Raw genomic sequence first — 13,618 nt, 5'->3', positions numbered from 1 at the left:
CATTGTCTGCACATCCTAGAGGGGCATGAGCATTGGGTCGATGCCGTAGCCATCAGCCCAGACGGGCGTAGTGCTGTTTCCGCATCGCGTGACAAAACCCTGAGAGTGTGGGATTTCAACTCTGGGCATTGTCTGCACATCCTAGAGGGGCATGAGCATTGGGTCGATGCCGTAGCCATCACCCCAGACGGGCGCAGTGCTGTTTCCGCATCGGCTGACACAACCCTGAGAGTGTGGGATTTAAACTCTGGGTGTTGCCTGTACACCCTGGGACATAAGGATATGGTCGATGCTGTAGCCATCACCCCAGACGGGCGCAGTGCTGTTTCCGCATCGCATGACAAAACCCTGAAAGTATGGGATTTAAACTCTGGGCGTTGCTTGCACACCCTGTGGCATGAGCATTGGGTCAATGCCGTAGCTATCACCCCAGACGGGCGTAGTGCTGTTTCCGCATCGGACAATACCCTGAGAGTGTGGGATTTAAACTCTGGGCGTTGCCTGTACATCCTGGGGCATGAGAGTTGGGTCGATGCCGTAGCCATCACCCCAGACGGGCGCAGTGCTGTTTCCGCATCGGCTGACACAACCCTGAGAGTGTGGGATTTAAACTCTGGGTGTTGCCTGTACACCCTGGGACATAAGGATATGGTCGATGCTGTAGCCATCACCCCAGACGGGCGCAGTGCTGTTTCCGCATCGCATGACAAAACCCTGAGAGTGTGGGATTTAAACTCTGGGCATTGCCTACACACCCTAGAGGGGCATAAGGATAGAGTCAATGCCGTAGCCATCACCCCAGACGGGTGCAGTGCTGTTTCCGCATCCGATGACGATACCTTGAGAGTGTGGGATTTAAACTCTGGGCGTTGCCTGCATATCTGGACTGGTGATAGTGCTATTCGCTGCTGTGCCGCCTCATCTGATGGCGTTACATTCGTAGCGGGTGAACAATCAGGACGGGTACATTTCCTACGCTGGGAAGGATTGAACTAGAAAAATCAAAACCCAACATAGAAGAAAGTCACTGGTAATGAATATATCCAATGACCCCCTTGTTATTATCGACCGCATTTTAGCAGGCAATGTCACAGAAGCCGACCTTGCAAGTTTACGCCAGTTACTAACTCCTAATAGCAGCCAAAATGTAGTGCAGTTAGGCAAATACAACGTCAACATCGGACAGGGGCAAGACATTCACATAGGCGATAATATTTACCAAGGCACTGATGCAGACACTATTAAAACAATTATTCAAGCTGTATTAGAAGAATTTGAACTTCCCCACCAAGGAGCAGATAAAAAATTGCAAAAATGGAAATATTTGCACACCTTCAAAAGTCATTCAGGTGCAATCAACGCTTTAGCAATTAGTTCTAATGGGCAAACATTGGTAAGTGGTAGCAATGATAAAACACTCAAGATTTGGGACTTGAGAACTCTGCAATTACTCTACAGTTCTCCCCCCAGCCAAACTGCTATTACATCCCTAGCTATTAGTGCAGATGAAAATACTATTGTAGCTGGTAGTCAGAGAGGCACAATCAGAATTTGGAACTTACAAACTAGAGAATTAATTAGCAATCCCACCAAATTACATGAAGGCTCAATCAACTGTGTTACCATCAATCCTGATTGTCAAACTGTTGTTACCTGTGGCTCTGATAGAAACCTCAAGGTAATAAATTTATTGACTAAAGATATAATTCACAACTTACCCGCAGGAACAACCCCCATCAAAGCAATTAGCATTAGCCCAGATAAACAAACACTGGTAACTACTAGCGAAGCAGGCACAATTAAAACTTGGAACTTAACCACAGGAAAATTAATTTATTCTCTTGCAAAAGCTCATGAAAGTTCAATAAATACAATAGCATTTACTCCTCATGGTCAAAAATTTATCACAGGTAGTTCCGATAAAACCATTAAAGTCTGGGCTATAAATTCCGCTCAACAAATAGAATTGCTACACACTCTAGACAGAGGAAAAACCCCAGTTAAATGTCTAGCAATTTATCCAGATAGTCATACTCTCATCAGTGGTAGTGAAGGCGGCGTAGTCAAATTTTGGGATTTAGAAACACAAGAAATACTGCACACACTCCTAGAAGTTCATCTAAGCTCAATCAATTGTCTTGCGATTAGTTCAGATAGCCAAAACTTTATAACTGGTAGTGAAGGCGGTAACATCAAACTTTGGCGCAGGTATTCTTAAAGATTTAGCTGAAGCAGACAATAGCGATCGTCAATCTTATAAAGAATATTGAAAGTGAGGAAGATGTGAAAAATCTCAGAGAATGCAATTGGTAAGTTATTGACAATCAAACAACTAGATCAATTTATGAAAAATAGTTTATGTAATATTTAAGATAACTTAATTATTGACTAGATTTTTTGAATGAAATACCTTATGGCTATACGATAATTTACTGTTTAAATTAAAACTAATGACATCCCCTGAAGAGTTAAACTCTATACTAGAGCGCATAGTAAAATACCAGCATACTGAAAGCGATATCGCGCTTCTACAACAGTGGGTCAGTAGTGGTAGTCAGATTGTCTCACAGCAAGGGAAATATGCGGTTAACCTGGGACAAGGACAGGAAATACACATAGGCGATCGCATTTATCAGGGTGCTGATGCCGAAGTTGTCAAGGGAATTTTACAAGAAGTTTTACAAACAGTTCAGCCTAATCTTCAACTGGCTGGAATTCCTGAGAACTTGCCCCGTAGCGGCGTAGTGCAGTTTGTCGGGCGGGAGCAAGAACTGGAAACTCTACACCAGCAGCTACAAGAGAATACACCAGTGGCAATATCTGCGATCGCAGGGATGGGCGGCATCGGTAAAACGGAACTGGCACTACAATACGCCTTGCTACGCAAGCAAACTTACCAAGGCGGTATTTGCTGGTTGCGTGCAAAAGGATTAAATGTAGGCACTCAAATTGTGCAGTTTGGACAATCACGGCTTCAACTCCACCCACCTGAAGACCTAGACTTAATTGGTCAAGTAGGATTTTGCTGGACTCACTGGCCAGCAGGTGAGGTGTTAGTCATATTCGACGATGTAACAGACTACGAAATCATCAAACCTTATTTTCCTCCTGCTGAACCTCGGTTCAAGGTAATGATTGCAACTCGCTTACGGTTAGGTAAATCCGTCAAGCAGTTAGAGATTGAAGTACTAAGCGAATTAGCAGCCCTAGCATTATTAGAATCGTTAGTGGGAACAGAACGCATTCAACGCGAACTAGATAATGCCAAAAAACTCTGTGCCTGGTTGGGATACTTACCTCTGGGATTGGAGTTGGTAGGACGCTATCTTGACCGTAAACCCGACCTGACTGTGAGTGAGATGCAGCAACGGTTGGAGAAGAAGAGATTGGATGAGCGATCGCTTTCTAAACCTGATGCTGACATGACCGCATCTTTGGGAGTCGCTGCTGCCTTTGAACTAAGTTGGGAGGTACTTGATGAGCCAACAAAACAGCTAGGTTGTTTACTTAGCTTATTTGCCCTCGCTCCCATTCCCTGGTCGTTAGTCGAGTCGTGTCTGCCACAAGATAAAGAAGACTTGGAAGAACTGCGGGATGATAACCTACTGAACCTGAACCTCATCCAACGTAAAGGTGTAGCCATTTATCAACTGCATCAACTGATTCGAGAATTCTTCCAGGCAAAGCAACATAGCATCACTAACTCTGAGCAACTCAAATGGCAATTCTGTCAAGCAATGGTAGCTGTTGCCCAAAAAATTCCAGAAAATCCAACTCGTAACTTGCTTCTAGAACTAGCACCTACCATGCCCCATGTGGCTGAAGCTGCCACAATATTAAATAATTACTTAGCTGATACAGATATACTCAAACCATTTGAAGCTCTAGGTCGGTTTTACGAAAGACAAAGTTTTTATCAACAAGCCGCAGACTGGTATGAAAGGTGTCGTAGCCTAACTGAGCAACGCTTCGGTAGCGACCATCTTGATGTTGCAACGAGTATTAACTATCTGGCATATATTTACAGGTTGCAAGGTCGTTACGTAGAAGCTGAACTGCTGTGTCAACAAGTATTAAAGATTAGACAAAGTTTGTTAGGTGCAGAAGCTCCTCAAGTCGCTGACAGTCTCAATCAACTAGGAATGCTTTACTTCCAACAGGGAAAATACGATGATGCAGAGGCTTTATACAAGCAAGCATTGGAGATGAAGCAACGTTTGTTAGGTTTTGAACATCCAGATGTAGCAGAATATTTAAATAACTTAGGGTTCCTCTACCTTGCTCAGGGACGCTACAGCAAAGCAGAACCACTATTTGAACAAGCAATTATTTTTTATAAACGTACAAAAGCAGAAATTTATTTGGCTACAACTTTAAATAACCTGGCACGGCTTTACGATGCCCAAGAACGCTACGCCGAAGCAGAAATTTTGTATATACAAGCACTAGAACTTTTCAAAAGCTTATTAGGAGAAGAACACCCTGATATTGCTATCTGCCTTAACGACCTAGCATTTATCTATGGACAAAAAGGTGATCAAGAAAGGGCAGAAACTACATACATTCAAGCATTAGAGATGCGACGAAAGCTTTTAGGAAATGAGCATCCTGATGTAGCAGTTAGCTTGAATGATTTAGCCAAATTCTACACTTCTTTGAAACGTTATGCCGAGGCTCAACCACTTTATCTGCAAGCCTTAGCAACCCTTGAGGAAAAACTCGGTAAAGAGCATCCATTTACAGTCAAAGTGTACCAAAATCTATTGGAATTAAGGTATACAGCCGACACAATTTAATTATAATCAGGTACTATTTTATGCGTTCACGAACTTTTACTCTGTTTTCTTTATTTACTGCTGCTTTAACTGGATTTTTATTTTGTGCTTGTCAAAAGCAACAAATTGTGAATCAAGGCAAACCTGAGCAAATTACTAATACAAATATTAGTAAAACCCCCCAAAAATCTATTCAAAATTCAGAAAAATGTGTTGTTGAAAATACAGAACAAGATACTAATACTAATTTAATTAAAAGTGAACAAATTACTGTTGAACAAGCAGATAAGCTCTGGCAAGAGGGAACTAATCAATATACAAAAGAGTTTAAATATAATAATGCATTAAAAAATTTTGAAATAGCTCTGAAAGTTTACCAAAAAGAGAAAAATTTTGATAAACAAGCAATTACCCTTGGTAGTATAGGAACTGTTTACTATCAAATAGCAGATTACAATAAAGCGATTAATTGTCATAAACAACGTCAAATAATTGCTGGTGTAATAAAAAATGGAAAAGAAGAGGCAGCTGCTTACGGTAGCTTGGGAAATGCTTACTATGCAATGGGTAATTACCCAAAAGCTCGTCTTTATTACAACAGAATTTTAAAAAGAATTGTTAGAAATGAAAAGATTTCTATGGATAAGGATGATCGAAAGCGAGCGGAAGCGATCGCTCTAGCAGGACTGGGAAGTGTTGCCCACAGTGTAGGTAACTATACAAAAGCAATAAAACTTCATGAAGAACGTTTGAATATTGTTAATGAAGCTCTCAATAATCAAGACTTAACTGAAGAAAATCGAAAATACTTTATTAAATTAAAGGCATCTGCTTTCGGTGGTTTAGGTAACGCTTACCACAAACAAGGCAATGATGAAAAAGCAATAGAATACTATAAAATACATTTGGAAACTGCTGTAGATGACAAAGATAAACGAGAAGAAGCAATTGCTTTAGGGGAATTAGGCAGTGCTTATCATAGAATTTGGCAGCGTAGTAATTTTAGAGAAGCAGATGATTTAGATAAGGCAATAAAACATTATGAAGAGCGTTTAAAAATTGCTGAAAGTATTGGCGATCGTCGTTTAGTAGCATCTACTTACGGTGGTTTAGGTAATATTTACTATTCAACAGGTAATCTTGAAAAAGCTAATCTTGAAAAATCCCATAATGATTATAATGAAGCTATTAAATATACTAATAATTATTTAAATATTTCAACAGGTATTAAAGATAAGCCTGGCATGGGTAATGCTTTAAGTATATTAGGAGTAACTTATTTTCAGATTAATAATATCCTTAAAAACCAGGAAAAAACACTGAAAAAAGCTGGCAGAATTACAGAAGCCGAACAAAAATTTGCTGAAGCTCAAGAAAATCTGGATAAAGCCATAAAAAACTTGAATGAAGCGATAGAAGTTAGGGAATCCCTGCGAAAAGGGTTAACTGAAATAGAAAAATATTTATTTTTGATACTCAACAAACTACTTACCTCAATCTCCAACAAGTTTATGTGAATAAAGGCAATTATGATCTGGCATTAGAGATTGCAGAAAGAGGAAGAGCGAAAGCGTTCGTAGACGTTTTGGCAAAGCAGTTAAAAATGAATAGAGAAGTATCTAGTAATTTGAAGATTCAAGATATTAAAAAAATTGCTCAAGACCAGCAAGCTACTTTAGTAATTTACTCAAATATATTAGAAAAAAATTCTATTACTAATCATAGTGAAAAACTTTATATTTGGGTAGTTAGACCAAACCAAGAAAAAGTAAATTTTAAACAGGTTGATCTGCAAGATCCAAAAGTTTCTAAAAGCCTGAAGGAAAGTTTTACTAAAATCAAACAGAATTTTCCACAAGGTGATAGACCAATTGATCTTTTAGGAGGTTCCATTCCTCGTACATATCTTCGTGGTACTAAAAAAGATATAAATTCAGGTCAACAAACTTCTCAAAAAACTATAGAAGTATTAGCAGCCTATTATCAACTTTTAATTGAGCCAGACGAAAAAGGAAAAATATTAACAAACGAAGATAAGAAAGTTATCTTCATTCCTCAAGGAACTTTATTTGAAATACCTTTTGCTGCTCTCTACGATAATCAAGCAAAACAATACTTAATTGAAAAACACACGATTTTGGCTTCTCCCTCGGTTAAAGCATTAGATATGCTCTACAAACGACAGCAAAAGGGTGAGTTGAACAGCAAACCTTTACAAAACAAAGACTGGCTAATTTTGGGCATAGAAGAAGCAAAGCCGACACAATTATGTTCTCAAAATGTACAGTTAAATAAATTACCAGGAGCAAAACAAGAAGCAAAAGATATTGCTTCTGTTATTTTCCAAGGAGAAGCAATGGAGGAGAAAACAGAAGCCGCAGTTAGGCAAAAAATGCCTCAGGCACGAATGATTCATCTGGCGACTCACGGCTTACTAGATAATTGTGAAGAAGACGCAGAAGTTCCAGGTGCGATCGCTTTAGATGCCTCTGAGAATAATGACGGTTGGCTGACTGCCAGTGAAATTTCACAAATGAAGTTACAAGCTGAGTTAATTGTTCTCAGTGCTTGCGATACTGCACGGGGACGGCTGACTGCGGATGGTGTGATTGGTTTGTCTCGGTCGGCGCTAGCTGCTGGTTCTTCTAGTGCGATCGTTTCCTTATGGAAGGTAGAAGACAAATCAACATCTTTCTTGATGAAAGAGTTTTATACACAATTGAAAGAACAGCAATCAAAATCAGGAAAATTCGACAAAGCAGAAGCTTTACGTCAGGCAATGTTGAAGACAAAAAACTATGTCGATAAAAATACAAAAAAGAAAATTTACTCTGAGCCTTATCAATGGTCTGCCTTTACCCTAGTTGGTGAACCTACAACACAGTTAGAGACGCGTCAGTGATGACTATCGACGATGAATTAACTTAAAGCCATCCTTGCTCGCATCGTCAAATACTAGACGACGAAGACAGATATGACATTTTTGCGGCAGTAGTTAAGTGGTAGTCAATTTCAACGATGTAATTACAATTTAGTTACGCAAAAGTATCAAATGGCACATATTGACCACCTCAAGCAAATTCTGGATCGGGTTGAAAAAGGAGAACAAACCGATGATGATATGAAGTTTCTACATCAGAAACTGCTGACTGGCGATCGCCTAGTTGTATCACAACTAGGTAAGTACAACGTCAATATCGGGAAAGGGGAAGATATACATATAGGCGATCGCATTTATCAACAACTGTATTTACCTTAGAACCAGATAAAGTTGCTACTTGGGCGCAAATGTTGTCGGGTAAGGGCAGTATTTGGGCATTGGGATATGTGTTTAAGTTAAGTGCAACTCCTGTTAATAAAGAAATTAGTTTATTTAACCTTACTCATAGTGATTTGAGTGCAGAACAGCGTGTACAGGCGTTTCGGGTAACAGCTTCACCAATGGCACGAAAACTCGCAGGATTATTAGCTTCTGCACCTGTGATTAGTTTGCCAATTGTGCGATTGATTCAAGAAGCAATGTTAAAAGATTCTCAGCAAGTTCATGTAGCTGAGGTATTTTTAGGGGGATTATTAAAACCATTATCTGAGATTAATGCAGATACTTATCCTGATTATGTTCAATATGAATTTATGGATGAGGTACGGGAGTTATTAATTGATTCTGTTCCTTCTCAGTATGTTTTGAATGTAGTGGATGAGGTATCAAAATATGTATCGAAAAAAGCAGGTTTATCACTAGAGTCCTTTGCTGCTGTATTAAGGAATCCTCAGCAAGTTATAAATGCTGATATTGCAGAGAAAGCAAAATATTTTGCAACAGTTACTGCTCAAGTCTTAAGACGTTTGGGTGGGAAGTATGCAAGAGTTGCGGATAATTTAGATGACTATAATAAGTATGCAAGAGTTGCGGATAATTTAGATGACTATAATCATGACTTGGAAGCAATATTGGATGAGTTCAGAACAATAAGAACAATATTGGGTGAGTTGGAAAGAATATCGAAACACTCTCAAGAACTTGAAGAATTTGGGGAACTAAAAAGAACTATACCAGATTTTAAAATACTTGTAAATTCTCTATTGAGTAATCCTCAGCAAGCTATAAATGCTGATATTACAGAGAAAGCAAAATATTTTGCAACAGTTACTACTCAAGTCCTAAGAGATTTCGATAGAGACTATAGATATAGACATTTGGGCGGAGACTATGCAAGGGTTACGGATAAATTAGATGACTATAATCATAAAGATTACGAACAAATTAATGATTTGACAAGTGTATTGTATGATTTGAAAGAAATTTTGGAAAGATTGGAAAAGGATCTATAACCTGCACGCTTTAGTGTACTAAGGACTAAGATAAAAGATTCTGAAATTCTTATAGATTCTCTTCGCGACTTAGGTATTCGTGTTAAGTTAGAGGCTGATACTCGTGGTCGTCATGGTATGAGAGTTCGTACTGATATTGTCGCTGTTCTTGAAGGTGAGTGCGACATAGGTTACAGTAAAAACAGCGACGGCTCTTTTGACTTAATCGCTGACTTGTGGGGAGTCGCCAAGAAACATAATCACACTGTATTGGTTAACTCTATTAACCAAAAATATGCTGTTAATAAAACAATTAAAGAAGCCAAACAGCGAAAAGGGAAAGAAGGGAAAAAGGGAAATGCTTCTATTTCCATGAGTAGCAGTGAACCCATTAGCAGTTTTAATATAAAAAATAAATGCCCTAGATGTGGCTCTAAGCAAACAATTAAATATGGATATTTTCAGGGTAAACAAAAATATAAATGTCAGAATTGTGGTACTGAATTTTCATGATGATAATATTTGATCGTCTTAGGTTTTACGCAGACAAAATATAGCAAGATTAAATGAAATAACAAAATACCTAAAACTAATATTTGTAACGATTAAACTCAAGCATAATTGCTTTTCTTAGGATATATAAAGGTTAACAAAGTAGCGTTAATTGCTAGGTATGATGGAAAAACCGTCAAACCTCCCAGTAGACAATGAATTTACCTGAGCTAGGCAACTATCTGGATCGGATTGTCAATTTCTGTTCCAGTGGAAAGACCGTGTTGGCTGGCGATCGCATACTGCTTGAACCATAATCAAAATGACCACCTTTGAAGAATTAAACGCCATACTTGAGCGCATCGTCAAAAAACAGCAGACTGAAACTGACATAACAGTTCTGCGAAAATGGCTCAGTGGTAGTGGTCAAATTGTCTCTCAGCAAGGGAAATATGCAGTCAACTTGGGACAAGGACAGGATATTCACATAGGCGATCTCATTTACCAAGGTGCACTTGCTGAAACGATACATTAGTTATTTGAAATAAGCGATAAGTTGCATCTGAATGACTGGGATTCTCTGGAATATGAGTAAGGAAATATTGCGAATCATTAATTGCTAACGCTGCAAAATACTCCTGAAATGTTGGATGAAAAAACGCATACACTGCCTTCCTTGGAACCTGCACATCCACTCCTACCTTATTCAGCCATCCCAACTGCAATGCTAACTGAAACAGCGAATTGGGTTCATCCGGTTCACCCAAAAACTTACATAAAAAATCATGTCGCAATCGAAATCGAGTTTCTTCTTTATCAATTGCCTCCCGTGCCAACTCACCCAACCCTGCATTTAACCGCCTGCGCTGTTCCGCTGTCGTCGAAAATTGCTCTCGCTTCCACTCATAAAAATCCGCCACAAATTGCTCATACAGCCCCGCTTTCGTCTCTGGTAGCGTTCCCTCTCCTAAATAGCAGTTAAAACACAGCATCGTCAGCCGCAGCGGATTTTTCACCAAATCCCGAATCCGTTCCTTCGCCGGCACCTTTAACGCCGCACACAACTGTTCTGCCTGCGTTCCCTGCTCTTCTGGTAACGCCCGAAACCACTGGCCAATAAACTGCTCCACCTGCTGTGGATAGGCAAACTCTAGTGTACGATAGGTATCAAATGTATCCAGCGTATTACAGTTGCTATCCCATAGATTCAATCGACAAGTCAGCAAAATTCGTGCCTGCGAAAGCAATCCTCCTATCCGAACCTGCCGCTCAATCTCTCTCAATGAATTGCTGAATGGAGCCTGCATTTCATCAGTTCCATCTAGCAACAGCCAGACTCGTCCTTGCTGAAACTGGGCAACAAAGGCATCCTTAATTTCTGGAGGGACTTCTGCTTGACCAATCTTTCGGATAATAGCTTGTAGCCATCGCTCCAATAAATACGGTTCTAGTTCTTGCCCCCGTAAATCTGCCAGTGGCACCCAAATCGCCATCGCCTCTTCTATTTCTTGTGCCACCCAACCAGCGATCTGCTGTAGTAAGGTAGTTTTCCCTGCTCCTGGCTCTCCAATAATAGCAATGCGTTTTCCCTTACTCTTAGGACTTTGCCCTTGCCGCAGCACCTGCTCAAGAAAATCTTGATGCGCAAACTGCTGGGTAACTTCTGTTTCTTCATACAAGGCTGAACCCTGCTCTGGTAATACATCCTCTCGCCGTCGGCTTTGTCTCTTACGTTCCACCAGTCCCAGGGGTACGTACACCTGTTCTGTTCGATAAGCAATCCCCTCAATACTAGTTAGCGGATTAGTGGTAAGTCGCTGCTGCTCCTCTAAGATTTCTTTACTAAGTGAGTGCCAGTCAACTTCTTTTTGGAAATTTTGCGGAGAGAGTACCTCTTGTAGTATTGCTCGGATAGATTCGGCATCCACTCCTTGATAGTGGCGATCGCCAATGTGAATTTCCCCTGCCTGCACCTGCCCAATATTAGTGTTAAACTTGCCATCCTGAGAAACGAATTGCAGCGAACCACTACTCATTCTTAAATATTGCCGCAGTACAGTAGCCTCCTCTTGAGAGGAATTGCCTAGGAGGATACGATCAAAAATAGCGATTAATTCATCAGGAGTCTTCATTTCTTGCAAGATATTGAACCAGGAGCAGTAGCAAGAACGGCAGCCACAGCATTACACCTTTAGACAAGCATAAATGATCAGCTTAATGAGTGGGGATAGTAAAATTAATAGGATACATATATAAAAACGAGAAAGTACCTGGCAGCTATGGAGTTAACTTCTTTTTTGAGCGATCGCTTGTGGCACTGCCTCATGTAATTTTATAAAAAAGCTAAAGTCGTAAAAGACTGCCCTATAACTACATTCAGGCAATTTAATACTCGTGTCTACCATTCAATAGAAATATAATGGCTGGCGAGAGCAGATCAGTTTTGCTCCCAGCCAGCGGTGGCGATTTTAGAATACTCAAAATCGGCGTGAGAATAATTGGCGATCGCCACGCTTGCAAAAGACGAGAGCCTGAATCAAGCTCTGTTACACTCCTGGGAAACTTGCCTCTACTTCACAATTACGAAACGAACCCATAGAATTGGCTTGCTGCCGTTGTTGGCGGATAGCTTGCAAACGATCTAACGCCTCATTCATAATTTTGACTATGTGACGTTCATAACGACTGAGTAATTCGATTTGTGGTCGGATAACTTGCGATCGCCTAGTTAAGTCTTGATAATCCGCGATCACTTTTTGGTGTTCTTTCTCCACCTGAATTATCTCTTTCTCAATTTTCTCAAGCTCGTTGAGCTTTTCTCTACATTTCTGCTCAACCTTATCAATCTGGAACTTAACTATAGAGCAACGTAACTGATTTTTAGTTTTAGGGTATTGCTCATCAGCTAGGTCTTGTTGAGCTATCCTTATTAAGACTTGAAGCTGACTGACCTCGCCATAAAGGGTTTGCTTTTCCTTCTGCTCTGTTAAAAATTCTTGGCAAGCATTAGCATATTCCACCGCACTTGAATAACACAGAGGATTAACAGAAATGCTCTTGAATGGATGCTGATATAAAAACTTTGTGATGGTCTTCTCTGCGTCACCTAGCCACTCTGACCAGATAGAATTGAAATATTTCTTCCTAACATCTTTATCTAGGTCACGATAGATTTTTAATGTCTCTAGTAGTACTAGGCTCAATTCTCGCTCAAGCGCTCTATTATCTGGGTGAAACAGTGTTTTATTCTTTAGTTCATAGTCATCTTTTTCGTAGTAAGGGTATTTAGCTACAGTTGGCGGTTCTAGGGGAGGAGCAGGCGTTAAAGCATGAGATGCCAACGCTGATTCTGTCATCCACAGGCGATAAAGTCGAATCCTCGCCATTGCTACTTGCTCCAGTAGCGTAATTTCGGTAGGTGACTCCGGTTGAAATTCGCCGATTAACTCCTCCATAAATTGCTGAAACTTCAAGGCATCTTCACCGATAACAGGGGCTTTAGTTGCCAACAATCCGTGACGAGTCGCATTCATTCTGGTAATCTTCCTTCCTTGCTCTGTCGTCGCTCCACGGCTTTTTTTTCCGTTGTTTCTGCTAACTTCTGCGGGGCAAACCATAATGTCAAGTGATGAGATTTTTTTAAAAGTTGATAGCAATCAGCATTACCAATCCTAGGATTGGTAAGTATTTGGGTATTTTGTTGATGTTGTTGATGATAAATTTTGGGCATCATATCATCTTGAATATTAAGCGAGTATAAGCAACATATAGCGATCGCTCATCCACAGAAACATTAGAAGATACAAAGCCTGAAAGCTTCTCCCTGATTAAGATTGAAGCTGATGATTTATCATCAACAAATCATCAACAATTTCATCATTTCCTCCTTCATAAAAGAAGGTTGGTGCTCAATAACTTCAATTACTGGCTAGCAGGGTAGTATTTTTTGTTGATAAGTTCGATAATGCCACCCTCAACTAAAGCCTGGCAGTCTTTGCGTAATTTATCACTGGGAATTTTCTTGAGTGCAGAAATTCCAC

The 13,618-nt window shown here is 40.0% G+C and carries 12 protein-coding genes and 1 pseudogene; 10 read left to right on the top strand and 3 right to left on the bottom strand.

Translation table 11 applies throughout. The annotated features are described in order from the left end of the window. The 10 genes and pseudogenes from AC5JL8_RS02095 to AC5JL8_RS02050 all read left to right on the top strand — a co-directional run. Positions 1-996 (top strand): WD40 repeat domain-containing protein (locus AC5JL8_RS02095; protein ID WP_495878117.1); only part of this gene is annotated, 996 nt, incomplete at its 5' end. Between the two features lie 37 nt (positions 997-1,033). After that, positions 1,034-2,218, top strand: coding sequence for a hypothetical protein (locus tag AC5JL8_RS02090; protein WP_495878116.1), 1,185 nt, complete (start codon positions 1,034-1,036; stop codon positions 2,216-2,218). 232 nt (positions 2,219-2,450) lie between these two features. Further along, positions 2,451-4,796, top strand: coding sequence for a tetratricopeptide repeat protein (locus AC5JL8_RS02085; protein ID WP_495878115.1), 2,346 nt, complete (start codon positions 2,451-2,453; stop codon positions 4,794-4,796). Between the two features lie 20 nt (positions 4,797-4,816). After that, the gene (locus tag AC5JL8_RS02080) at positions 4,817-6,292 is read left to right on the top strand and encodes a tetratricopeptide repeat protein (RefSeq protein ID WP_495878114.1); all 1,476 of its coding nucleotides are present in this window, start codon (positions 4,817-4,819) and stop codon (positions 6,290-6,292) included. Next, positions 6,289-7,677 (top strand): CHAT domain-containing protein, encoded by a 1,389-nt coding sequence (locus tag AC5JL8_RS02075; protein WP_495878113.1) that lies wholly within the window; start codon positions 6,289-6,291, stop codon positions 7,675-7,677. The genes AC5JL8_RS02080 and AC5JL8_RS02075 overlap by 4 nt, the downstream gene beginning before the upstream one ends. Positions 7,678-7,827: 150 nt before the next feature. Further along, complete coding sequence (locus AC5JL8_RS02070; RefSeq protein ID WP_495878112.1) at positions 7,828-8,034, top strand: hypothetical protein; 207 nt, start codon at positions 7,828-7,830, stop codon at positions 8,032-8,034. A gap of 29 nt (positions 8,035-8,063) precedes the next feature. After that, positions 8,064-9,107 (top strand): hypothetical protein, encoded by a 1,044-nt coding sequence (locus AC5JL8_RS02065; protein ID WP_495878111.1) that lies wholly within the window; start codon positions 8,064-8,066, stop codon positions 9,105-9,107. Positions 9,108-9,137: 30 nt separating this feature from the next. Further along, positions 9,138-9,419, top strand: a pseudogene (locus AC5JL8_RS02060) (DUF1257 domain-containing protein); the annotation flags it as partial. A 39-nt stretch (positions 9,420-9,458) separates the two neighbouring features. Then, positions 9,459-9,599 (top strand): transposase, encoded by a 141-nt coding sequence (locus AC5JL8_RS02055; protein ID WP_495878221.1) that lies wholly within the window; start codon positions 9,459-9,461, stop codon positions 9,597-9,599. Positions 9,600-9,900: 301 nt separating this feature from the next. After that, positions 9,901-10,113 carry a hypothetical protein gene (locus AC5JL8_RS02050; protein ID WP_495878110.1) on the top strand — a complete coding sequence of 71 codons (213 nt, stop codon included), beginning with the start codon at positions 9,901-9,903 and terminating at the stop codon, positions 10,111-10,113. Here AC5JL8_RS02050 and AC5JL8_RS02045 read toward each other — a convergent pair. The 3 genes from AC5JL8_RS02045 to AC5JL8_RS02035 all read right to left on the bottom strand — a co-directional run bounded on the left by AC5JL8_RS02045 (position 10,076) and on the right by AC5JL8_RS02035 (position 13,311). After that, positions 10,076-11,710 carry an NACHT domain-containing protein gene (locus AC5JL8_RS02045; protein ID WP_495878109.1) on the bottom strand — a complete coding sequence of 545 codons (1,635 nt, stop codon included), beginning with the start codon at positions 11,708-11,710 and terminating at the stop codon, positions 10,076-10,078. The two genes, AC5JL8_RS02050 and AC5JL8_RS02045, sit on opposite strands and share 38 nt — an antisense overlap. Before the next feature lie 414 nt (positions 11,711-12,124). Beyond that, complete coding sequence (locus AC5JL8_RS02040; protein WP_495878108.1) at positions 12,125-13,111, bottom strand: hypothetical protein; 987 nt, start codon at positions 13,109-13,111, stop codon at positions 12,125-12,127. Beyond that, positions 13,108-13,311, bottom strand: coding sequence for a hypothetical protein (locus AC5JL8_RS02035; protein ID WP_495878107.1), 204 nt, complete (start codon positions 13,309-13,311; stop codon positions 13,108-13,110). The genes AC5JL8_RS02040 and AC5JL8_RS02035 overlap by 4 nt, the downstream gene beginning before the upstream one ends. Positions 13,312-13,618: the final 307 nt, after the last annotated feature.

It is taken from the genome of Mojavia sp., assembly GCF_059505145.1.
Note: the sequence above shows the minus strand (reverse complement) of the source record. Positions and strands in the feature narration are given on the sequence as shown.